This is a genomic window from Deinococcus depolymerans (assembly GCF_039522025.1).
In the GTDB taxonomy this organism is placed as follows: Bacteria; Deinococcota; Deinococci; order Deinococcales; family Deinococcaceae; genus Deinococcus; species Deinococcus depolymerans.
The window spans coordinates 161,390-183,173 of record NZ_BAAADB010000003.1 but is presented as its reverse complement, the minus strand read 5'-3'; the positions used below and the strand labels follow the sequence as shown (position 1 = coordinate 183,173).

Sequence of the window (21,784 nt, the reverse complement as noted above, 5' to 3'; positions counted from 1 at the left end):
GCGGCGGGTGGGGTCCGGGCTGTCTGGACACGTGAAGGATGTCACTGGGGCAGTGGCGTTCCGCGCGGGGTCGCTCGGGTAAGCTGGCGGGGAGCTGCAACACTAATTCGCCCGTTTCCACTTCAGGAAATCCCCATCAAGCCGGAGAAAAGCAATGGATATGATTCGCGTGTTCCATACACTAAGGATGACCGACGTGGAGACCGTGGGCGGCAAGAACGCCTCCATCGGCGAGATGATCCAGGGTCTCGCGGGGGCCGGGGTGCGCGTGCCCGGGGGGTTTGCCACGACCGCCGACGCCTTCCGGCTGTTCCTGCAGGAAAACCGCATCGAGGAGAGCATCAACGCCCGCCTGAAGGCGCTGGACGTGAACGACGTGGTCGCCCTGGCCGAGGCGGGCCGTACGATCCGCGCGCAGGTCGAGGCGGCCGCACTGCCCGCCGCGCTGGAACAGGCCATCCGTGACGGGTACGCCGCGCTGGCCGCCGAGTCCGGCGTGAGCGACCCGGACGTGGCCGTGCGCTCCAGCGCCACCGCCGAGGACCTGCCGGAAGCGAGTTTCGCCGGGCAGCAGGAGACGTTCCTGAACGTGCGCGGCATCGACTCGGTGCTGCGCCACGTGCGGCTGGTGTTTGCCAGCCTGTACAACGACCGCGCGATCAGTTACCGCGTGCACCACAACTTCGCGCACGCGGACGTGGCCCTGTCGGCCGGCGTGCAGCGCATGGTCCGCACCGACCTGGGGGCGTCCGGCGTGGCGTTCACGCTGGACACCGAGAGCGGCTACCGCGACGCGGTGCTGGTCACGAGTGCGTACGGGCTGGGGGAACTGGTCGTGCAGGGGGCCATCAACCCGGACGAGTTCTTCGTGTACAAACCCGCCCTGAAAGGCGGGAAGAAGGCCATCCTGCGCCGCACGCTGGGCAGCAAGGCGCGGCGGATGACGTACGCCCCGGAGGGCGGCGTGCAGACCGAGGACGTGCCCCTCGCCGAGCAGCGGGCCTTCTCGCTGTCAGACGCCGACCTGACCGAACTCGCGCGGCAGTGCGTGACCATCGAGGAGCACTACGGCCGCCCCATGGACATCGAGTGGGGCAAGGACGGCCGCGACGGCCTGATCTACATCCTGCAGGCCCGCCCGGAGACCGTGCAGAGCCGCGCCGGACAGACCCTGGAACGCTTCGAACTGACCGGCCGGGGCGAGGTGCTCGTCGAGGGCCGCGCCGTCGGGAACCGCATCGGGACCGGCGTGGTGCGGGTCGTGACGGACCTCGCGCAGATGAGTCAGGTGCAGGACGGCGACGTGCTGGTCGCCGACATGACCGACCCCGACTGGGAACCCGTCATGAAACGCGCCAGTGCCATCGTCACCAACCGGGGCGGACGCACCTGCCACGCCGCGATCATCGCCCGCGAACTGGGCATTCCGGCCGTGGTGGGCAGCGGGAACGCCACCCGCGAGCTGCGCAGCGGGCAGACGGTCACGGTGTCCTGCGCCGAGGGCGACACGGGCTTCGTGTATGCCGGGCCGGTGTCGTTCCGCGTGAACCGCGTGGAACTGGGCAACATGCCCGAGGTCGGCATGAAGATCATGATGAACGTCGCGTCACCCGACCGGGCCTTCAGTTTCGCGGCCCTCCCGAACGAGGGCGTGGGCCTGGCGCGCGTGGAATTCATCTGCTCGAACGTGATCGGCATTCACCCGCGCGCCCTGCTGGACTACCCGGACGTGCCGGAGGACGTGCGCGCCCAGATCGACGAGAAAACGGGCGGGTACGCCACGCCCCGCGACTTCTTCCGCGAGAAACTGGCCGAGGGTGTGAGCAGCATCGCCGCCGCCTTCGCACCCAAGCCCGTGATCGTGCGCCTGAGCGACTTCAAGAGCAACGAGTACGCGCACCTGATCGGCGGGGCCGCGTACGAGCCGCACGAGGAGAACCCCATGATCGGTTTCCGGGGCGCCAGCCGCTACCGCTCGCCGGACTTCGCGGCGGCCTTCGCGCTGGAGTGCGAGGCGATCCGCGAGGTCCGCGACGACATGGGCCTGACGAACGTGCAGGTCATGATTCCCTTCGTCCGCACCGTCAGCGAGGCCGCGCAGATCATCGAGATCCTCGCGAAAAACGGCCTGAAACGCGGTAAGAACGGCCTCAAGATCATCATGATGTGCGAGATTCCCAGCAACGCCATTCTCGCCGACCAGTTCCTCGAACACTTCGACGGCTTCTCGATCGGCAGCAACGACCTCACGCAGCTGACCCTGGCGCTGGACCGCGACAGCGGCCTCGTCGCCGACCTGTTCGACGAGCAGAACGAGGCGGTGCTGGCCCTCATGGGTCAGGCGATCCAGGCCGCCAAGCGCGCCGGGAAGTACGTCGGCATCTGCGGGCAGGGCCCCAGCGACCACCCCGCCCTCGCCCAGTGGCTCATGGAACAGGGCATCGACTCGGTCAGCCTCAACCCCGACAGCGTGCTGGGCACGTGGCTGCACCTCGCCGGAGAGACCGTCCCGGCGTAAGGCAAGGGCATCTCGGAGGCCTGGCCCTGCATGACCTGCGGGGCCACTTCCGCTTCACCCTGGCACCCATGAGAACCGAACTGGAAGCCAGCGTCAGGTAACGGGACTTCCCTCCGGAGCACTTCCGTGCTGTACGCCTCACGCAGTACGCGGCGATCCTCGCCAGCATCCTGACGACCTTCACGACCCGGCACGCCGATCGTCCCCCGGAGCGGTGGCTCTGGCCGGTGCTGAAAGGCCCCCTCGACTCCCGTCAGCTCACGCCAGAGGAACAGTCGGCAGATCCACCCGGCTGACTGCACAGCCTCGTCGAACCAGAGGCCCCCGTGTGGCTGGTGCTTGAGGACTGGACGGGCACGAAACGGCAGGATCCATTCTGGCTGTCTGAGGGGACCGCCAGGGCAGCCGCCGCAGCCGTCGCGGAGGTGCCATTCTGCGAGTACTACGTCGTTCACAGGAACTTCCGCTGGCTGCTCTGCGAAAACCATCATGGGGTGCTCATCACGACGGCGGGGTTGCCTGGGAGGCCCTGAACCGACATGACCCCTACACTGCTGTCATGCCTCAATGGGTTTTCTGGGCGGTGCTGTCGATGTTCTTCGCGGGGTTCACGTCGGTGATCGCGAAGCAGGGGCTGGCGGGCATCAGCGGTGAGCTGGGGCTGACGATCCGCACGGTCTTCGTGTTCGTGTTCGTGCTGGTGTTCGCGGCGTTGTTCGTGCCCTGGCGGGAGGTCTCGGGGGTGCGGGCGGTGAACCTGTGGTGGCTGGGCGCGTCGGGTGTGACGACGGCGCTCTCGTGGATCTTCTACTACAAGGCGCTGAAGGTGGGGGACGTGGCGACCGTGGCACTGATCGACAAGGGGAGCGTGGTGGTGGCGATGCTCCTCGCGGCGTGGCTGCTGCGGGAGCACCTCACGCCCCGGATGCTGCTGGGCGCGGGGTTGATCGTGTCTGGGCTGCTGGTGATCGCGCGGCGCTGAGCGGTTACAGCAGGCCCTGGCGGAGGGCCTGCACGGCGGCCTGGGTGCGGTCGGCGGCGTGGAGTTTCACGAGGATCTCCTGCACGTGGAGTTTCACGGTGCTGACGCTGATGCCTAAGTTCGCGGCGATGTCGCGGTTGCCCTGCCCGTCGGCGATGAGGCGCAGCACGTCGGTTTCGCGCGGGGTGAGGGGTGAGGTCGCGTGGGGCGTGCGGATGCTGCCCAGCACGTGGTGGGCGATCTGCGGGTCAAGGTACGCGCTGCCCGAGGCGGCGGCGCGGATGCCGAGCAGCAGCAGGTCCGGGTCGGCGCTCTTGAGGCAGTAGGCGTGCGCGCCGGACGCCAGCGCGGCCAGGACCTCGTCGCGCAGGTCGTGGGCGGTGAGCATCACCATGCGGACCTGCGGCCAGCGGCGGCCGATCTCGGCGGCGGTCTGGATGCCGTCCATGCCGGGCAGGCCGATGTCGAGCACGGCCACATGGACGGGTTGCGGCCCGGTCTGGGTGCGGGCGAGGACGTCCAGGGCCTCCTCGCCGCTGCGGGCCTCGGCGGTGACGCGCAGGTCACTCTCCAGATTGATGGCGGCTCGCAGGCCGTCGCGGGTGAAGGCGTGATCCTCGACGAGCAGGACGTGGGTGGTCATGTCACCTCCGGTTGACTGGTGTGCAGCACCAGTTCAACCCGAGCGGATGCGAGAAGGAGTGGAACGGGTGCCGGAAGTGGAGTTCGCCACCTGGCGATGTTCCGGGTGGTGAATGGAACGGACGGGAGCCGCGTCATGCGTCCTCCAGGGGCAGGGTGAGGGTGAAGACGCTCTGGGCGCGGGCGGTGCGGGCGTACGTGACGGTCCCGCCGTGGCGTTCGGCGATGCGGCGGGTGAGGTACAGGCCCAGGCCGGTGCCGCCGCCGGCGCCGCCGGAGCGGAAGCGCTGGAAGAGGGTGGGGACGCGCGGGGCGCTGACGCCGGGGCCGCTGTCGAGGACGCTGAGGATCGCCTCGTCGTCCGCCCGGGCCAGGGTGACGTGCACGGCGCTGCCGGGTGGGGCGTAGCGGACGGCGTTGTCGAGGAGGTTCTGCACGGCGCGGCGCAGGTCGTGTTTGCGGCCGCGGGTGCGTGCGCCGTCCAGGGTGGTCTCAAGGGTCACGCCGCGCGCGGCGGCGGCGGGCCGCAGCTGCTCGGTGACGTTCAGGACGAGGTCGCGCAGCGGCACGCTCTGGAGTTCGCTGTCCTCCTGGCCGCTCTCGTACTTGGCGACCAGCAGCAGCTGATCGGCGAGGGCCAGGAGGGTGGCGTTGGCGTCCAGGCCGTTGCGGAGCGTGGCGGCGTAGTCGTCCGGCAGGGGACCGTAGGCGCCCTTGAGGGCCGAGCGCATGTTCACGGCGTTCGCCATGAGCGGGGTGCGCAGGTCGTGACTGAAGGAGTAGATGAGGTCCTGGAGTAGCTCCCCGCGTTCCTGGAGTTGGGCCTGCCGGGCGTGCAGGTCGTCGAGCAGCGCGGTGCGGTCGAGGAGCGGCTGGAGGGTCTGCACGGCTTCCGAGAGCTGATCGGGGGGGGCAGCGGGGCGGGTGAGGAGGATCAGGAGTTCCGGGTCGCTGGGGCGGGTGAGGCGGGCCACGAAGGTGTCGCCGCCGCCGACTGCCCACACCTGTCCAACCCAGGGCTGGTCGGGTCTCCCCTGCCCTGGATCGCGGGTGGCGGGCCGGGCCAGCAGGTCCAGCGGCAGGCGGCGGCCCAGGCTGCCCTCGCCGGGGCCGGTGTGGGCGTGGGGTTCGCGCAGCACGGCGCGGTCGACGCTGCCGATCTCGACGGCAGCCGCGCCCGTGAAGTCCTGCAGGGCGTGCGCGGCACGCGTCACGAACTGCGCCTGCGTGAGGGGCCCGCTGACCGCCTCGATCAGGGTGCGCAGGGCGCGTTCGCGCTGGAGTCGGCGTTCCTCCTCGTGCAGGCGGGCGGCACGGGTGGCGGCCTCGCGGGCGCGCAGGCTCAGGAAGCCGACCAGGATGGCGGCCAGGATGCTGACGGCGCGGTTGCCGAGGTCGGTGGGGGTCGCGCCGTCCCGCGCGGCGTTAAAGGCGCCCGCGAGGATGTTCCCGGCGATGGCGAGCGCGGTGAGGTTCAAAGTGGCGCGGCGGCTGGCACCCAGCGCGGCCAGGGCCAGGGGCGCACTGACCAGGGTGCCGATGACCAGGGACGCGGGGGTCAGGATGTCCGTCAGGGTGGTCGCGACGATCAGGGCGACGCTGGCGGCCAGCAGGCGACGTTCGCTGCGTTCCGGGGTGGGGGCGGGGGTGGCGGAGGTGGGGGTCATGGGGCGTCTGGGGCTCAGGGTAGGGCGCGCCGGGTGGGGGTGGGGACTGGCCATCTGGCCAGGGGGGTGGGCCGGTCGGAGCATACCGCCCGGGTGGGGGGGCGGCGCAGGCTGGGCGGCATGAATGCACTGCTTCTGATTCTGGTGCTGGCGCTGGGCGCGTATCTGCTGTACGCCCTGGTGAAGGCGGAACGGTTCTGATGGATATCCTGCTGACGTACGGGCTGGCGCTGGCGCTGGCCCTTCCCCTGGGGCTGTTCATGGCCCGGCTGATGGAGGCCCCGGCGCCCCGGATGACGGCGGGGCTGCTGCGCGCGTGTGGCGTGGACGCCGCGCGGGGCATGTCGTGGCGCGCGTACGTGGGGGCGCTGCTGGGCACGAACGTGATCGTGGGCCTGACGGCGCTGGCGACGTACCTGCTGCAGGGCGGCCTGCCGCTGAACCCGGACGGCATCGCGAACCTGCGCTGGGACACGGCGGTGCACACGATGGCGTCGTTCATCACGAACACGAACCAGCAGCATTACAGCGGGCAGAGCGGCCTGTCGTACCTGTCGCAGATGCTGGGCATCACGGCGCTGCAGATCTTCACCCCGGCGGTGGGGTTCGCGGCGCTGTTCGCGGTGCTGCGCGGCCTGCGCGGGGACGCGCACCTGGGGAACTACTTCCTGGACGTGACGCGCGGCGCGGCGCTGCTGACGGTGTCTGCGGCGGTGCTGGCGCTGCTGCTGACGTGGCAGGGCGTGCCGAGCACCTTCGCGGGGGCGCGGACGGCGACGCTGGTGCAGCCTCAGACCGTGGAGGGGCAGGCGGTGACCACGCAGACCATCCCAGTGGGGCCGGTCGCGCCGATGGTCGCGATCAAGCAGCTAGGCACGAACGGCGGCGGCTGGTACGGGCCGAACTCGACGGTGCCGCTGGAGAACCCCACGCCGCTGTCGAACCTGCTGGAGACGGTCAGCATCATCCTGTTCCCGCTGGCGCTCGTCGTGGCGACGGGGCGGTTCCTGCGCCGCCCGCGCTTCGGGCTGGTGCTGATGGGCGTCATGAGCGTGCTGTCGGCGGCGCTGACGCTGGGCGCGGTGCTCGCCGAGCGGATGCCGAACGCCGCCCTGGCCGGTCTGTCCGCGCTGGGCCCGAACATGGAGGGCAAGGAGGTCCGCCTGGGCGCGGACGCGACGGCGCTGTGGGCCGCGCTGACCACGCAGACGAGCAACGGCAGCGTGAACGGCATGCTGGATTCGTTCACGCCGCTGGGCGGGCTGGTGCCGCAGCTGGGCATGTTCCTGAACGACGTGTACGGCGGGATCGGCGTGGGGCTGATCAACATGCTGGTGTTCGTGATCCTGACGGTGTTCGTGGCGGGCCTGATGGTGGGCCGCACGCCGGAACTGTTCGGCCGGAAGATCGAGGCCCCCGAGATCAAGCTGGCGTCGCTGATCCTGCTGCTGCAGCCGCTGCTGGTGCTGGGCTTCACGGCGCTGGCCCTGGCGAACCCGGCGGTCACGGCGAACTCGAACCCCGGCTTCCACGGGCTGTCGCAGGTGCTGTACGAGTACAACTCGGCGTTCGCGAACAACGGCAGCGGCTTCGAGGGCCTGGGCGACAACACGCCCTGGTGGAACCTCAGCTGCGCGCTGGTGCTGCTGCTGGCCCGTTTCCTGCCGATCGTGGGGCCACTGGCGATCGCGGGCCTGCTGGCCGCCAAGCGCGCCGCGCCCGAAGGCAGCGGGACGCTGCGGGTGGACACGCCGGTGTTCGCCGGGATGCTCCTGAGCGTGATGCTGCTGCTGCAACTCCTGAACTTCGCCCCGGCGCTGGTGCTGGGACCGGTGGCGGAGCAGATGACGCTTTGCGGGTCACGTCCCGGATGTGACCCCGAGCGGAGCGAGCAGCAACCGACGGGACGGACGGAGCGGAGGGACGGTCAGGTGCTGTCCCTGACTGGCCCGCAGTGGAGTCCGGCCCCCCTGACCCTCGTGAAGGACGTGACGAAATGACCGCTGTGCCGCAGAAAACCCCGAAGGGGGGCGTGTTCGCCCCGGCGCTGATGCGCGCCGCGCTGAGGGCCGCCTTCGTGAAACTCGATCCGCGCTTCATGGTGCGCAGCCCGGTGATGTTCGTGGTGCTGCTGGGCGGCGTGCTGACGCTGCTGCTGACCGTGCAGGCCGCCGCGAGCGGGCAGGCGTGGGGCTACCCGGCGGGCGTGACGGTCTGGCTGCTGTTCACGGTGGTGTTCGCGAACTTCGCCGAGGGGCTGGCCGAGGCGCGCGGGAAGGCGCAGGCGGCCACGCTGCGTTCGGCGCGTGAGGACACCCCGGCCCGCCGCGTGCTGGACGGCCGCGAGGAGGTCGTCCCGAGCACGAGGCTGCGGCGCGGGGACGTGATCGTGGTGCAGGCGGGCGAGATGATTCCCGGTGACGGTGAGGTCATCGAGGGGCTGGCGGCGGTGGACGAGAGTGCCATCACGGGCGAGAGCGCCCCGGTGATCCGCGAGGCGGGGACCGACCACAGCGGCGTGACGGGTGGGACGCGCGTGCTGTCCGACCGGATCGTGGTGCGGGTGACGTCGCAGCCCGGCGAGAGCTTCCTCGACCGCATGATCGCGCTCGTCGAGGGCGCCAGCCGCCAGAAGACCCCGAACGAACTGGCCCTGTCGATCCTGCTGGCGGCGCTGACGCTGGTGTTCCTGATCGTCGTGGCGACCCTGCTGCCCCTGTCGCGTTTCGCGGGGGCGACGGTGGACGTGGTGACGCTCGTGGCGCTCCTGGTGTGCCTGATTCCCACGACGATCGGCGGTCTGCTGCCCGCCATCGGCATCGCGGGCATGGACCGGGCCTTGCAGGCGAACGTGATCGCCAAGAGCGGCAAGGCGGTCGAGGTGGCCGGGGACGTGGACATCCTGCTGCTGGACAAGACCGGCACGATCACCGTCGGGGACCGTCAGGCGACGCGCTTCCTGCCGCTGCCCGGCGTGAGCGGTGAGGACCTGGCGGGCGCGGCGGCGCTGGCCTCGGCGGCGGACCCCACCCCGGAAGGCAAGAGCGTCGTGACGCTGGCCCGCGCGCAGGGCGTGACGCCCGCCACCCCGGCGGACGCGGCGTTCATCGAGTTCACCGCGCAGACCCGCATGAGCGGCGTGGACGCGGGCGGCGTGAGCATCCGCAAGGGCGCGGCCGACCGCATCACCCGGCTGGCCCGCGAGCGGGGTGGCAGCGTCCCCACCGAACTGTCCCCGCTGGTGGACGAGGTGGCCCGCGCGGGCGGCACGCCCCTCGTGGTCCTCCGTGACGAACGGGTGCTGGGCGTGGTGGCCCTGTCGGACGTGGTGAAGCCCGGCATGCGCGAACGCTTCGAGCAGCTGCGCCGCATGGGGCTGCGCACCGTGATGATCACCGGGGACAACCCCCTGACCGCCGAGGCCATTGCCCGCGAGGCCGGCGTGGACGGCTTCCTGGCCGAGGCGACGCCCGAGGACAAGCTCGCCATGATCCGCGAGGAGCAGCGCGGCGGGAAGCTGGTCGCCATGATGGGCGACGGCACGAACGACGCGCCCGCCCTGGCGCAGGCGGACGTGGGCCTCGCCATGCAGAGCGGCACGCAGGCGGCCAAGGAAGCGGCGAACATGATCGACCTGGACTCCGACCCCACCAAGCTGATCGAGGTCGTCGAGATCGGCAAGGGCCTGCTGATGACGCGCGGCGCGCTGACGACCTTCTCCATCGCGAACGACGTCGCCAAGTACTTCGCGATCCTGCCCGCGCTGTTCGCCACGCAGATTCCCGCGCTGGCCCCGCTGAACGTGATGGACCTGCGCAGCCCGCAGAGCGCGATCCTCTCCGCCGTGATCTTCAACGCGCTGGTCATCCCGGCGCTGATTCCGGTGGCGCTGCGCGGCGTGCGCTACTCGCCCGGCAGTGCCGACGCGCTGCTGGCCCGCAACCTGCTGATCTACGGGCTGGGCGGCGTGCTCGTGCCGTTCGTGGGCATCAAGCTCATCGACGTGCTGCTCGGACTGGTTGGCGCTTAATGACTCCGGTTGAAGGGGTTCCTCACCCTTCAACCCGAGCGGACGCGACTCGCAGAGCTGCGAAGCAGAGCAGGAGCAGACCGGGTTCCGGGCGTGGAGCTGACCACGCGGCGCTTTCCCGCGTGGTCAGCGGAACAGACGGAATCCGGACCAGGACACCACTCCCTCCCGGCGAGGTCCGGGGGACTGGCCCCCACTTCGCCCCCCACAAAGAGGTTTCATCATGACCCTGAACGACATGCCCTCCCCTGCCCTTCCTCCATCGGCCCTTTCTGAACCTGACTTTTCTGACGCGCCCCAGCCGGGGTGGGGTGCGTGGCTGCGCTTCTCGGCGCTGTGGCTGGTGCTGGGCGGCCTCGCGTACCCGGCGGTGACGACCGCGCTGGGCGGCGCGCTGTTTCCCGCGCAGGCGACCGGTTCCCTGATCCGCGACGGGGGCCGGGTGGTCGGCTCGGCGCTGATCGGGCAGCCCTTCACGGGGGACCGCTACTTCATCGGGCGGCCCAGCGCCGCCGGGAGCGGGTACGACCCGGTGAACGCGTCGGGCAGCAACCTCGCCGTGAGCAACCCGGCGCTGCGGGAGCGGGTGCAGGCCCAGGCGCAGGCGATCGCCGCGCGGGAGAACATCCCCGTCACGCGGATTCCGGTGGATCTGCTCACCGCGAGCGGCAGCGGCCTCGACCCGCACGTGTCCCCGGCGGGCGCGGCGGTGCAGGTGGCGCGGGTGGCGCGTGCGCGCGGCCTGACGGACGCACAGGTGCAGTCGCTGGTGCGGGAGCACACCGAGCGGGGCGTGCTGGGCCTGGGTCAGCCGGGCGTGAACGTGCTGGAACTGAACCTCGCCCTGGACCGGCTGGGACGGTGAGCCGTCACGCCGCCTGAACCCGAGCGGCTGGCGATGCCCGGTGCTCCCCGCCCCGTGCGGGGGCGGCACCGGGTGTTCGTGGGCATGGCCGCCGGGGTCGGGAAGACCACCCGCGCGCTCAGTGAACTGCGCGACCGTCTGGAGCGCGGCGAGGACGCCCTGATCGGCGTGCTGGAAACGCACGGGCGGGCGTTCACGCAGGCCGCTGCCGAGGGCCTGCCGGTCTTCCCGCGGCTGGAGGTCGTGCGGGGCGGCGTGACGCTGGGTGAACTGGACGTGGCGGGCCTGATCGCGCGCCGTCCGGACGTGGTGCTCGTGGATGAACTGGCGCACTCGAACGCGCCGGGCAGCGCACGCGAGAAACGCTGGATGGACGTCGAGGCGCTGCTGGACGCGGGCGTGAACGTGCTGTCCACCGTGAACGTGCAGCACCTGGACTCCCTGCACGACACGGTGGCGCGCCTGACCGGCGTGCGCGTCCGCGAGCGCATCCCGGACGCCGTGCTGGGCGGGGCGGACGAACTGGTGCTGGTGGACCTGACGCCCGCCGACCTGCGCGAGCGGGTGCGGTCCGGCGCGGTGTACGGCGCGGAGCGGGCCGAGCACGCCCTGTCGAACTTCTTCACGCTGCCGAACCTGACGGCGCTGCGGGAACTGGCGCTGCGGCAGGTGGCGCACGTCGTCGAGCAGGGCGCGGCCGACCTGGGGGCGGGGCTGGGCGTGCATGATCGTCTGGGCGTGCAGGAGCGGGTGGTGGTCGCCGTGGCCGCCGAGGAGACCGGCGCGCGCCTGATCCGCCGGGGAGGGCAGCTCGCGCAGCGCCTGCACGCCGACCTTCAGGTCGTGACCGTGCGGTCCGGGCGGATCAGTGCCGAACGCGCGCGGCTGCTCGACACCTTCCGCGCGGTCACGGTCGCGCTGGGCGGGGAGTTCATCGTGCTCGACCCGGCGGGCGGCGTGGCGGCCACCCTGATCCGGCACGTGCAGGCCGCGCAGGCCACGCAGGTCGTGCTGGGCGAGAGCAGCCGCTCCCGCTGGGAGGAATTCCTGCGCGGGGACATCATCCGCTCGGTGCTGCGGCAGACCCGCAACGTGGACGTGTCCGTCATCACCCGCGAGTGAGGACCTGTACGCCCAGCGCGGCAGGCAGGTCCGGCAGTCGCGACACGACCGGCACACCGGCGTCCGGGGCTGGCGTTGCGAGGCGGCTCACCCACACGGCGCGCAGTCCGGCCCGGCGGGCGCCCTGCACGTCCTTCTCCCAGGAGTCCCCGACCATCACGGCCTGCGCGGGCGTGACGTTCAGCGCGGCGCAGGCGGCGTGGTACGCGCGCGGGTCGGGTTTGGCGGCGGGCACGTCCTCCACGCACAGCACGGCGTCCACCAGGGCGTCCAGACCGAAGTGCGCGAGTTTCTGGCCCTGCACCTCGCGCACGTAGTTCGTCAGGACCGCCAGCCGCAGCCCGGCGGCCCGCAGGTCCCGCAGCACGTCCGCCGCGCCGGGCAGCAGTTGCCAGTGCTCGCGGTACGCCTCGCGGTACGTGACGGTCGCCGCCTCGCCGTCCGCATCCGGCACACCCAGCTCGGTCAGGAGGCCCGTGAAGCGCCGCACCCGCGCGCCGTGCGCGGTGAGCTCGCCCCGGAACAGCAGCGGGTCGATGGCGCGGATGTGCGCCGCGTGCCGCGCGAACAGCTCCGCCGGGTCCACGCTCAGGCCGTGCGCATGCGCCACGGCGCGCAGGCCCGCGTGCGTGCAGGCCGTGTCGTCGAAGAGGGTGTCGTCCAGGTCCAGGATCACGGCGCGCATCGACTCAGTCACCGCCCGACTCTACCCCCTCCCCGGGGCCGCCCAGCAGCAGCGGTTGCGCGGGCCGCTGCCCGGCGGGAACGAGGCTGGCAGCCGTGATGCCCGCCAGCCGGACGCCGCGCCCGGCGAGCAGGTCGGGGGTCAAGAGGCGGGTGGCGGCGCGGGCGAGGTCCGGGGCGGCACTGACCGGCCAGGGCAGCGTGACGCGTCGCGTGATGACGCTGCGGTCGTCGAATTTCAGTTTCAGGATGACGGTGCGCGCCGCCAGACCCGCCTGTTCGAGGCGGCGCTCGACTCCCTGCGCGAGAACTGGCAGGCGGGCGGTGACGGCTTCCAGGCCACGCAGGTCGTGCCCGTAGGTCTCCTCGGTCCCGACGCTCTTGTGCGGGCGGTCCGGCTGCACCGGGCGGTCGTCGAGGCCGCGCGCGATGCGGGAGAAGTACGCGCCGTGCACGCCGAACCGGTCACGTAGCGCGGCCTCCGGGGCGGCGCGCAGGTCCGCCCCGGTATGAATGCCCATGCCCGCGAGTTTCGCGGCGGTGGCCGGACCGATCCCGTGAAGGTCACCGACAGGCAGGGCGTCCAGCAGGGCGCGTACATGATCCGGCAGGATGACGGTCAGGCCGTCGGGTTTGTTCATGCCGCTGGCGAGTTTCGCCAGGAACTTGTTCACGCTGACCCCGGCCGTGGCGCTCAGGCCGGTCTGGGCGCGGATGTCGGCGCGGATCGCCTGCGCGATGCGGGTGGCGCTGGGACCGCCCTGAAGGGGCGCGGTGACGTCCAGGTACGCCTCGTCCAGCGAGAGCGGCTCGACGAGCGGCGTGAATGCGTGGAAGACCGCGCGGATCTGGCGGCTGACCTCCCGGTACGCCTCGAAGCGCGGTTCGACCACCGTCAGGTGTGGGCAGCGTTCCAGCGCGCGGTACAGCGGCATGGCGCTGCGCACCCCGAACGGGCGGGCCTCGTAACTGGCGGTCAGGACCACCGAACGCCGCCCGCCCCACGCGACGGCCACCGGAACGCCGCGCAAGGCCGGGTGATCGCGCTGCTCGACCGAGGCGTAGAAGGCGTCCATGTCCACGTGAATGATCTTGCGCGGGGGCGCAGGTAGGTCCGGCACGCCCGCATGGTACGCCCGGGGCACGGTACGCGGAGTCATACGGACTCCGATTGAATGGGCTGCAAAGACCATTCAATCCGAGCGGATGCGACTCGGAGAGCTGCTCCGCAGAGTAGGAGAGAAGCGGGTTCCGGACGTGGAGCTGGCAATCCGGTGAACTTCCGGATTGTCGGCGAAACAAACGGAATCCGTATCAGAAGCGGGGCCGGGGTTCCCGGGCGCCCGGTCCGGGGGGAGATCCCCCCCCGGAGTCTTAAAAACCCCCGCTGGGTGCGTCCCCAGAGGGGATGGCGTGTCATGCCGCCGTAAGAGAGATTTTTCATACTTTGAGATCGAAGCACTCAGGTAGGCACCACTTCAGGTGCCTGAGCCACCGGCCTCCCCTGCCGGGCGGCCACGGTTTTCACTGCCTTTTTTCCGCCCTCTCCCGTTCGTTCAAGGAGCACCTCACATGACCATCGCACTCATCGCCGCCGGTTTCCTCATCATGGCCTACAGCACCTTCTTCGGGTACCAGCTGAAATCAAGGGCGTCCGGCGGGCTGATCGGCACGCGCCTCACGCAGCTGCTTGCCATGATCGCCGTGTTTGCCCTGAGTTACCTGGTGGTGGGCGCCCTGGTGTTCGGCCGTCCCGCCGACAGCTCGCTGATGATCCTGTCCGTGATCCTGCTGCTGGGCGCGGTGTTCGTGATCCTGGTGCTGAACCTCGTGCGTGACGTGCTGGGAACCCTGGAATAATGATCTACGAGCGACTTCCCCGCCCGGACGGCCTTCAGTTGACGCGGGAACAGCTGCGGGTCTACATGATGTGCAACGGCCGCCGCGCCCTGGAGGAGGTCGCCGCGCTGACCCGCCTGCCGCTCGGCGAGTTGCAGGGCGCCCTGAAAGACCTGCAGCAGCTGAACCTGCTGGCCCCCGCCGCCACCCCGGCCGCGCCCACCACCCCGCTGCCCCCGCAGCTGCAGGAACAGCTGGTGCGGGAAGCTCAGGCGGCCCTGAACGCCCTGCCGGACGACGCCCTGCCCGGCCCCGCTGCGCCGACCATCCCGGAATCCGCGCCGCACACCCTGCCGGACATCACCGCGTACCTTCAGGGCGTCCTGAACGAACACCTGGGCGGCCAGGCCGCGCCGCACGCCGCGAAACTCTCGGCCTGCCGTGACCTGACCGAACTGGGCGCACTGGTCCCGAAGATGGTCGTGAAGATCAAACTGACCATTCACGAGCAGGCCGGCAACGCCCTGAAAGACGCCTTCGCGCGGTGCATGGCCGCGCAGGAGGCCGCGCGTGCCTGAGCTGCTGCGCGTGCTTCAGGAACCCTGGCCGTGGTACGTGAGCGGCCCCCTGATCGGCCTGACCGTGCCGCTGCTGCTGCTGCTGGGCAACCGCGCGTTCGGGATCTCCTCGAACCTGCGCCACGCCTGCGCCATCCTGCTGCCCGACTCCCTCAAGCCCGCGCTGTTCCGGTATGACTGGCGGGCCCAGAGCTGGAACCTGATGTTCGCCGCCGGCCTGATCCTGGGGGGCGTGGTGGCCGCCACGCTGCTGCGCGACCCGCAGCCCGCGCAGCTGTCCGGCGCGGCCGTGCAGAGCCTCGGCGCGCTGGGCGTGACCGTGCAGCCCGGCCTGCTGCCCGCCGAGCTGACCGACCTGTCCCGCCCCGGCACGTGGACGCTGCTGATCCTGTCCGGTCTGCTGGTGGGCTTCGGCACCCGCTACGCCGGTGGCTGCACCAGCGGGCACGCCATCACGGGCCTCAGCACCCTGCAGCGGCCCAGCCTGATCGCCACGGCGTCCTTCTTCGCGGGTGGCATTCTCAGCGCCAACCTGCTGCTGCCCCTGTTCCTGAGGTGAACTGATGATCAGCACCCCGCCCTCTGCCGCCAGCCGTTCCGCTCCCCCCTCCACCGCGCACCTGCTGCGGCAGTGGCCGTTCCTGATCACCGGACTGCTGTTCGGCGTGCTGCTGATCAAATCCGAGGCGGCCAGCTGGTACCGCATACAGGAGATGTTCCGCTTTCAGTCCATTCACATGTACGGCCTGATGGGCAGCGCCGTCCTGACCGGAGTGATCACCACCACGCTGCTGCGCCGTTCCGGACGGCGCGCCCTGAACGGCGAGACCATCCGGGTTCCGGCAAAGGACGGCCCCACCCGCCGTTACGTGCTGGGCGGCCTGATCTTCGGACTGGGCTGGGGCCTGGCCGGCGTGTGCCCCGGACCGATCTTCGCGCTGCTGGGCAGCAGCCTGCTGCCGATGCTGATCGTGCTGGCCGCCGCCCTGGTCGGCACCTGGGCGTTCGGAGCCGTGCAGAAACTGCTGTAATACGGACTCCGATTGAATGGCTTACAAAGCCGTTCAATCGGAGTCCGTATCAGTCGAGCTGAATGAAGATCGCCTTGAGGTACTGCGCCTCCGCGAAGGTCGCGTGGTGGTCGGGCGCGTGCTGACTGGTGTGCAGTTCCTTCCAGGGGCGGCCGCTGCGGTCGGCGGCCTCGCGCACCGCCGCCCAGAATTCCTCGGCGCTGACGTGCGCGGAGCACGACGCGCTGACCAGAATCCCACCCCGCGCGAGACGGCGGATGCCGTCGGAGGCGAGTTTGCCGTACGCGCGGATCGCGCCCGTCCGTTCCGCCTCACGCCGCGCCAGTGAGGGCGGGTCGAGGATCACCAGGTCGAACTCGCGGCGCGTTTCGGTCAGCCATTCGAACACGTCGGCCTGCACCGTCTCGTGCGGCGCGGTGAGTTTCGGGTTCAGGGCGTAGTTGCGCTGCGCGCTGCGCAGGGCGTGGGCGCTGAGGTCCAGGCTGACCACCTCGGCCGCGCCGCCCCGCGCGGCGTACAGGCTGAAGCCCCCACTGAACGAGAAGGCGTTCAGCACCCGCCGGTCACGGGCGTACCGCTCGACCCGGCGGCGGTTCTCGCGCTGATCCAGGAAGAACCCGGTCTTCTGGCCGCGCAGCACGTCCGCCTCGAAGGCCAGTCCGGTCTCGTGGAACACCACCGGGCCGTCCGGGACGGCGCCCGCCAGTACCTGACCGTCGTGCAGGCCGGCGGCGGCGGCACGCACCTGAATGTTGCGGCTCAGGCGCAGCACGACCCCACTGCCGGGAAAGCGGGATTCCAACAGGTCCAGCACGCGTTCCAGGTGCGGGAACCACGCGGCGGTGTACAGCTTCACGACCAGCGTGTCCGCGTAGCGGTCCACGACCAGTCCGGGCCAGCCGTCCGACTCGCCGTTCACGGCGCGGTACCCGTCGGTGTCCGGGCCGAACAGCGGGGCGCGGCGCAGCAGGGCGGCGTCCAGTCGGGCCGCCCACCACGCGTCGTCCAGCGTGACCGGGGAGCCGTGGTGCAGCACCCGCACACGCAGCGGGCTGTCCGGGTCGAACAGCCCGATCGCCAGGAACCGGTCACGGCGGTCGTAGATCACGGCCAGTTCACCGGCGTCGCCCTCGCGGTTCTGGTCCCGCAGGCTCGATTCGTACACCCAGGGGTGCCCGGCGCGGATGTGCGTCTCGGCGGCCGGAGAGACCCGCAGTCTCAGGCGGGAACGGGGGGTGGGAGCGGCGTCCTGCATCCCCCCAGCGTACCGCACGGGCCGGGCTTCGCTCAGGCTTTCGCGGCTGTGGCTTCCGGTCCGGCCCGGCGGGCCAGGACCCGCAGGGCCAGCGGGGCCAGGACGGTCGTGAGCAGCACCATCAGCAGGACCTCGGCGTACACGTTCGCATTGATGATCCCGGCACTCAGGCCCAGGCTGGCGACGATCAGGCCGACCTCGCCGCGCGGGACCATGCCCACGCCGACCAGCAGCGCCTGCTGCCCGCCCATGCTGCGCGCACCCAGCAGGCCGCCCGCGACCTTACCGATCACGGCCAGCACCGTCAGGATCAGGCCCGCGACGATCACGGTGGGCGTGCCCAGCACGCTCAGGTCCAGCTGCAGCCCGACGACCACGAAGAACACCGGCGCCAGGAAGGACTCCAGGGCGTGTACCTTCGACTCGAATTCCACCTCGTCCTTCACCTCGGCCAGCACCATGCCCGCCAGGAACGCCCCGATGATCGGCGCGAGGCCCGCCACGGTACTCAGGGCGGCCACGCCCAGGCCCACCACGATCGCCACGTTGAACATGCGCGACAGGCTCAGGTTCTGCAGCCGGGGCTGGAAGCGGCGGATCAGCGGGATGCCCACCGCCAGCACCAGCGCCACGAAGCCCACGCTGAGGCCCAGGATCAGGCCCACCTGCGCGGCACTCATGCTCTCCCCGGCACCCAGGCCGCTCACGACCGCCAGCAGGGTCAGGCCCAGGATGTCGTCGATGACGGCCGCGCCCAGGATCACCTGCGCGAACCGGGCGTCCAGCACGCCCATCTCCTGCAAGACCTTGGCGGTGATGCCCACCGACGTGGCCACCAGGGCCGTCCCCACGAACAGCGCACTGACGTTCTCCTGCCCCTGCCACAGACCGAAACCGAAGCCCAGCGCCAGCGGAATCACGATGCCCAGCACCGCCACCAGCAGCGCCTCCTTCCCCACGGCCAGCAGGTCACGGAAACGGGTTTCGAGACCCACCATGAACAGCAGGAACACCGCCCCCAGTTCCGCGAGACTGAGCAGGAACTCGTCCGGTCGGACCAGACTCAGGACGCTCGGCCCGATCAGGATTCCGGCCAGCACCTGCCCCACCACCGCCGGCACGCCCAGTTTCGAGGCAACCGTCCCGAACACCGCCGCGGCCAGCACGACCCAGAACAGCCCGAACAGCAGGTCCGCCGTTCCCGCCGAATTCGCGGCCAGCGCACTTCCCGAACACAGGGTCACCACCGGCAACCACACACGCATTCCCTTGATCATCACCATCACCTCCAGACAGCCCACAGTCAACACACGACAGGCGGAACAAAACGACATGGAGTCAGGCCAACCTGACCTGACTCCACCCGAGCGGTTTATGGGAACCGCACCCCGCCGCACGGAAGCGACGAACTTGCTTTACATGTTAAAGCCAGATCGGCCCTCCAGCCCGGATGCTTAACGGCACATGAACATATGTACGTGAAGCAGGGCGCTCCCTTCCCGGCGGGCACCCTGCCACACGTACGTTCAGGGTTCCAGTTCCATCAAGGAGCCAACAGCGCGCCCCTCGACTGCACCCTCAACCACTGCCGTTGAATGCTGCGGTCAGTCGGCGGCCTGCTGCGCGCCGTACACCTCAATGATCCCGGCGGCACCCATGCCCCCGCCGATGCACATGGTGATCAGGGCCTTCCCGCCCCCACGGCGCTGCAGTTCGTAGATGGCGGTCGTGGCGAGCTTCGCGCCGCTGCACCCCAGCGGGTGGCCCAGGGCGATCGCGCCGCCGTTGACGTTCATGATCTCCTGGTTCAGGCCCAGTTCCCGCGCGACGGCCAGGGACTGCGCGGCGAACGCCTCGTTCAGTTCGATCAGGTCAATGTCGTCCAGGGTCAGGCCGGTCTGCGCCAGCACCTTCGGCACGGCCTTCACGGGGCCGATGCCCATCAGTTCGGGCTCCACGCCCGCCACTGCGAAGCCCACGAACTTCGCCAGGGGTTTCAGGCCCAGCTCCTGCGCCTTCTCGGCGCTCATGATCAGCACGGCGGCCGCGCCGTCACTGAACGGGCTGCTGTTCGCCGCGCTGACCGAACCGGTCGCCTTGAACGCGGGGCGGACCTTCGCCATGTCCGCGAGGTTCGCGTCCCGGCGGATCAGTTCGTCCCTGTCGAAGTTGATGGTCTCGGACTTCATCTTCGTGCCCTTCAGTTTGTCCACGCGCACCGGCACAGGCACGATCTCGGCATCGAACTTCCCGGCGTCCTGCGCCGCCGCCGCCCGCTGGTGGCTGCGGAACGCGAACGCATCCTGATCCTCACGGCTGATGCCGTACTTCGCGGCGACGTTCTCGGCCGTCATGCCCATGCCGATGTACGCGCCGGGCCGGGCGTCCACGAGGTCCAGGTTCGGGCTGGGGTTGTGGCCGCTCATGGGCAGCATGCTCATGCTCTCCACGCCGCCCGCCAGCATCACGTCCGCCTGACCGGTCTGAATGGCGGCCGCCGCCATCGCAATCGTCTGCAACCCACTGGAGCAGAAACGGTTGATGGTCACACCACCCACGCTGTCCGGCATCCCGGCACGCAGCGCCGCCAGACGCGCGATGTTCAGACCCTGCTCGGCCTCGGGGATCGCGCACCCGAAGTACACGTCCTCGACCAGCGCCGCGTCGATCCCGGCACGCTTCACGGCCTCGTTCAGCACCAGCGCCGCCAGATCATCAGGGCGGGTGTTCGCCAGGGTGCCCTTGATACCACGCCCAACGGGCGTCCGAACAGCAGAAACAATAACAGCGTCACGCATTAGGGTTACTCCTTAGTAGAGCTGAGAGAGGTTTGAAATTTCGTAAGTAGGTGGCTTTTGAAACAAACTGGCTTGCACAGGCCGCTCCGTTAGCGCGACATTGACTCTGGTCTGGCTGTATCTCCAGGTTTCCTCGTATACAATCCGCCCATTCCATTCAAACCGGGCTGTTTCATTGAGATTCAGAAGAATAGGCTTTTCCATTCCAGACGGGTGGGGTGAATGAGCCTGGACCTGAAGTCCCCGATGGTCAAGATCGAAGTACAGCTCCGGCGGATTGGCTGAATCTAACGATTCGTATTCGGAAACGCGCTCAGCTGCCTTCTCAAATCCATCCCAATCTGAGAGCCCCACACGTTGAATCATGGCAACAGTCTTCGGCTTGGGGAAAGGCAACGAACGCTCAAAGCGACCTATCGCCTGAACGCGCCGAGTGGCCATCTCTCCTCCTCTGGCCGCCTTGCCCCACTCAATGGAAATGACCTGAACGGCTACGAACATACTCACGCTTCTACCTCCGGCACCACGCGGGCGATGAAGGTTTCGAGCTGGGCGTCGTACTGTTCGGGGTCGATGTTCCACACGCGGATGTGCTTGCCGCCTTCCACGCGGTGGTATTCGATGAGGTCGGGGCGGGCGGCGGCCAGACGGTCGGCCTGCTCGACGGGGATGGTGCGGTCGCGGGTGCCGTGCCACAGGATCATGGGCACGTCGAAGGTGGGCGCGGCGGCGATCTGGTCGACGGTGTCGAAGTCCTGACCGCTGCGGCGCGTGACGATCCGTTCGACGAAGCGGGCCACGTGCCGCGCCATGAAGTTCGGAATGCCAAAGCGGACGCCCTGCGAGCGGATGGTGTCCCGCCAGTCCAGCGCGGGGCAGTCCAGCATGACGCCCAGGATCGGCAGCGGGTACGGACGGTGCTTTTGCCGCAGGACGCTCAGGGCGATGTTGCCGCCCATCGAGAATCCGTACAGCACGGCCCGTTTGTACCCGGCGTCTCTGGCCCAGTGCAGCGCGGCCAGCACGTCCTCGGCTTCCTGGTCGCCCAGCGTCAGGTATCCCTGCGGGGAGGCCGGAGCGCCGTGCGCGTTGCGGAACGTGACGAACAGGCTGGCGGACCCGGTGCGCTGAAGCGCCGGAAGCATCCGCAACGCCTGGGCGCGCTGACCCCCGTGACCGTGAATGACGATCACCAGCGTGTCCGCACGGCCCGGCACGTCCCCACTGGGCGGAATGTGCCACGCGGGCATGTCACCCAGCGGCGTGTGAACGGCCGTGTGCTCGAACGCCACGCCCAGTTGCGCGGGCGTGCCGTTGTACACGAACGTACTGGCCCACGCGAGCGCCCCGTTGGGCAGCACGCCACGTTCCTCCTGCACCGGGCGGCGCACGAGGGTGCCCACGACCTGCCGCTCGCCCAGCACCGCGTGCCCCTTGTTCGGGAGCAGCGGCACGATCCCGATCGGACCACGCGAGAGCGTCTCGCTGCTGGCCGGCAGGAACACACTGTTCCCCCGCCGACCCACCGGCACGATCACGCCCTTCACGCGGCGCGTCTTGCTACGCAACGTGATCTCCGCCCCCAGGAATGCACCCGCCAGCACCACCCCGGCGTAGGCCAGGGCGGCCCAGCCGAGGGCGCGGCGTTTACGGACGTTCAGGAGTCGGTCGGTCAGGCGGGTCATGGGGTCATCCTTGCAGAAGGCGCGGGGCGGAGGTGACTTGCTCCTCCCCTTTCAGGGGGGAGGCCGGGTGGGGGTGGCCCGCAGCGCT

At 70.0% G+C, this 21,784-nt stretch carries 21 protein-coding genes; 12 read left to right on the top strand and 9 right to left on the bottom strand.

Annotation, left to right across the window (positions count from 1 at the left end; all coding sequences use genetic code 11):
* Positions 1-154: 154 nt before the first annotated feature.
* From ppsA to ABDZ66_RS01270, 3 genes are all read left to right on the top strand, one after another.
* Entirely contained in the window at positions 155-2,518 is a 2,364-nt protein-coding gene (gene ppsA / locus ABDZ66_RS01275; protein WP_343755195.1) for a phosphoenolpyruvate synthase, read from the top strand.
* Between the two features lie 296 nt (positions 2,519-2,814).
* A complete protein-coding gene (locus ABDZ66_RS17250) occupies positions 2,815-3,051 on the top strand; it encodes a DUF6756 family protein (protein ID WP_425544390.1) in 237 nt (78 codons plus the stop codon).
* Between the two features lie 26 nt (positions 3,052-3,077).
* Positions 3,078-3,500 carry an EamA family transporter gene (locus ABDZ66_RS01270; RefSeq protein WP_343755193.1) on the top strand — a complete coding sequence of 141 codons (423 nt, stop codon included), beginning with the start codon at positions 3,078-3,080 and terminating at the stop codon, positions 3,498-3,500.
* A 4-nt stretch (positions 3,501-3,504) separates the two neighbouring features.
* Here ABDZ66_RS01270 and ABDZ66_RS01265 read toward each other — a convergent pair whose 3' ends face one another.
* On the bottom strand, positions 3,505-4,143 hold the full coding sequence (locus ABDZ66_RS01265) for a response regulator (RefSeq protein ID WP_343755191.1): 639 nt from the start codon (positions 4,141-4,143) through the stop codon (positions 3,505-3,507).
* Between the two features lie 133 nt (positions 4,144-4,276).
* On the bottom strand, positions 4,277-5,809 hold the full coding sequence (locus ABDZ66_RS01260; RefSeq protein WP_343755189.1) for a sensor histidine kinase: 1,533 nt from the start codon (positions 5,807-5,809) through the stop codon (positions 4,277-4,279).
* A 120-nt stretch (positions 5,810-5,929) separates the two neighbouring features.
* On the opposite strand from ABDZ66_RS01260, the gene kdpF reads away from it, so the two are divergent.
* The 5 genes from kdpF to ABDZ66_RS01240 all read left to right on the top strand — a co-directional run bounded on the left by kdpF (position 5,930) and on the right by ABDZ66_RS01240 (position 11,826).
* Entirely contained in the window at positions 5,930-6,010 is an 81-nt protein-coding gene (gene kdpF / locus ABDZ66_RS17245) for a K(+)-transporting ATPase subunit F (RefSeq protein WP_373290914.1), read from the top strand.
* Entirely contained in the window at positions 6,010-7,809 is a 1,800-nt protein-coding gene (gene kdpA, locus ABDZ66_RS01255) for a potassium-transporting ATPase subunit KdpA (protein ID WP_343755187.1), read from the top strand. Before kdpF ends, kdpA begins: the two co-directional genes overlap by 1 nt.
* Complete coding sequence (gene kdpB, locus ABDZ66_RS01250; protein ID WP_343755185.1) at positions 7,806-9,839, top strand: potassium-transporting ATPase subunit KdpB; 2,034 nt, start codon at positions 7,806-7,808, stop codon at positions 9,837-9,839. The genes kdpA and kdpB overlap by 4 nt, the downstream gene beginning before the upstream one ends.
* Positions 9,840-10,062: 223 nt before the next feature.
* The gene (gene kdpC / locus ABDZ66_RS01245) at positions 10,063-10,704 is read left to right on the top strand and encodes a potassium-transporting ATPase subunit KdpC (RefSeq protein ID WP_343755183.1); all 642 of its coding nucleotides are present in this window, start codon (positions 10,063-10,065) and stop codon (positions 10,702-10,704) included.
* A gap of 33 nt (positions 10,705-10,737) precedes the next feature.
* The gene (locus tag ABDZ66_RS01240) at positions 10,738-11,826 is read left to right on the top strand and encodes a sensor histidine kinase KdpD (RefSeq protein WP_343755181.1); all 1,089 of its coding nucleotides are present in this window, start codon (positions 10,738-10,740) and stop codon (positions 11,824-11,826) included.
* Here ABDZ66_RS01240 and ABDZ66_RS01235 read toward each other — a convergent pair.
* Together ABDZ66_RS01235 and dinB are read right to left on the bottom strand one after the other, a co-directional pair.
* Positions 11,813-12,523: an HAD family hydrolase gene (locus tag ABDZ66_RS01235; protein ID WP_343755179.1), complete on the bottom strand. Its 711-nt coding sequence runs from the start codon at positions 12,521-12,523 to the stop codon at positions 11,813-11,815. The two genes, ABDZ66_RS01240 and ABDZ66_RS01235, sit on opposite strands and share 14 nt — an antisense overlap.
* The gene (dinB, locus tag ABDZ66_RS01230; protein WP_343755177.1) at positions 12,516-13,631 is read right to left on the bottom strand and encodes a DNA polymerase IV; all 1,116 of its coding nucleotides are present in this window, start codon (positions 13,629-13,631) and stop codon (positions 12,516-12,518) included. Before dinB ends, ABDZ66_RS01235 begins: the two co-directional genes overlap by 8 nt.
* A gap of 451 nt (positions 13,632-14,082) precedes the next feature.
* Here dinB and ABDZ66_RS01225 point away from each other — a divergent pair, with 451 nt between their 5' ends.
* Genes ABDZ66_RS01225 through ABDZ66_RS01210 form a run of 4 tightly spaced genes read left to right on the top strand, consistent with a single transcriptional unit; the run spans position 14,083 to position 15,958 of the window.
* A complete protein-coding gene (locus ABDZ66_RS01225) occupies positions 14,083-14,370 on the top strand; it encodes a hypothetical protein (protein WP_343755175.1) in 288 nt (95 codons plus the stop codon).
* Complete coding sequence (locus ABDZ66_RS01220) at positions 14,370-14,927, top strand: hypothetical protein (RefSeq protein WP_343755173.1); 558 nt, start codon at positions 14,370-14,372, stop codon at positions 14,925-14,927. Before ABDZ66_RS01225 ends, ABDZ66_RS01220 begins: the two co-directional genes overlap by 1 nt.
* Positions 14,920-15,486, top strand: coding sequence for a YeeE/YedE family protein (locus ABDZ66_RS01215; RefSeq protein WP_343755171.1), 567 nt, complete (start codon positions 14,920-14,922; stop codon positions 15,484-15,486). The genes ABDZ66_RS01220 and ABDZ66_RS01215 overlap by 8 nt, the downstream gene beginning before the upstream one ends.
* A 4-nt stretch (positions 15,487-15,490) precedes the next feature.
* Positions 15,491-15,958 (top strand): DUF6691 family protein, encoded by a 468-nt coding sequence (locus tag ABDZ66_RS01210; protein WP_343755169.1) that lies wholly within the window; start codon positions 15,491-15,493, stop codon positions 15,956-15,958.
* A gap of 49 nt (positions 15,959-16,007) precedes the next feature.
* Here ABDZ66_RS01210 and ABDZ66_RS01205 read toward each other — a convergent pair whose 3' ends face one another.
* The 5 genes from ABDZ66_RS01205 to ABDZ66_RS01185 form a co-directional block, all read right to left on the bottom strand.
* Complete coding sequence (locus tag ABDZ66_RS01205) at positions 16,008-17,213, bottom strand: 23S rRNA (cytosine(2499)-C(5))-methyltransferase (protein ID WP_343755167.1); 1,206 nt, start codon at positions 17,211-17,213, stop codon at positions 16,008-16,010.
* 32 nt (positions 17,214-17,245) lie between these two features.
* A complete protein-coding gene (locus ABDZ66_RS01200) occupies positions 17,246-18,490 on the bottom strand; it encodes a cation:proton antiporter (RefSeq protein ID WP_343755165.1) in 1,245 nt (414 codons plus the stop codon).
* A 327-nt stretch (positions 18,491-18,817) separates the two neighbouring features.
* Complete coding sequence (locus ABDZ66_RS01195) at positions 18,818-20,011, bottom strand: thiolase family protein (RefSeq protein ID WP_343755162.1); 1,194 nt, start codon at positions 20,009-20,011, stop codon at positions 18,818-18,820.
* 12 nt (positions 20,012-20,023) lie between these two features.
* Positions 20,024-20,512, bottom strand: coding sequence for a hypothetical protein (locus ABDZ66_RS01190; RefSeq protein ID WP_343755160.1), 489 nt, complete (start codon positions 20,510-20,512; stop codon positions 20,024-20,026).
* A 2-nt stretch (positions 20,513-20,514) separates the two neighbouring features.
* A complete protein-coding gene (locus ABDZ66_RS01185) occupies positions 20,515-21,696 on the bottom strand; it encodes an alpha/beta hydrolase family protein (RefSeq protein WP_343755158.1) in 1,182 nt (393 codons plus the stop codon).
* Positions 21,697-21,784 lie beyond the last annotated feature (88 nt).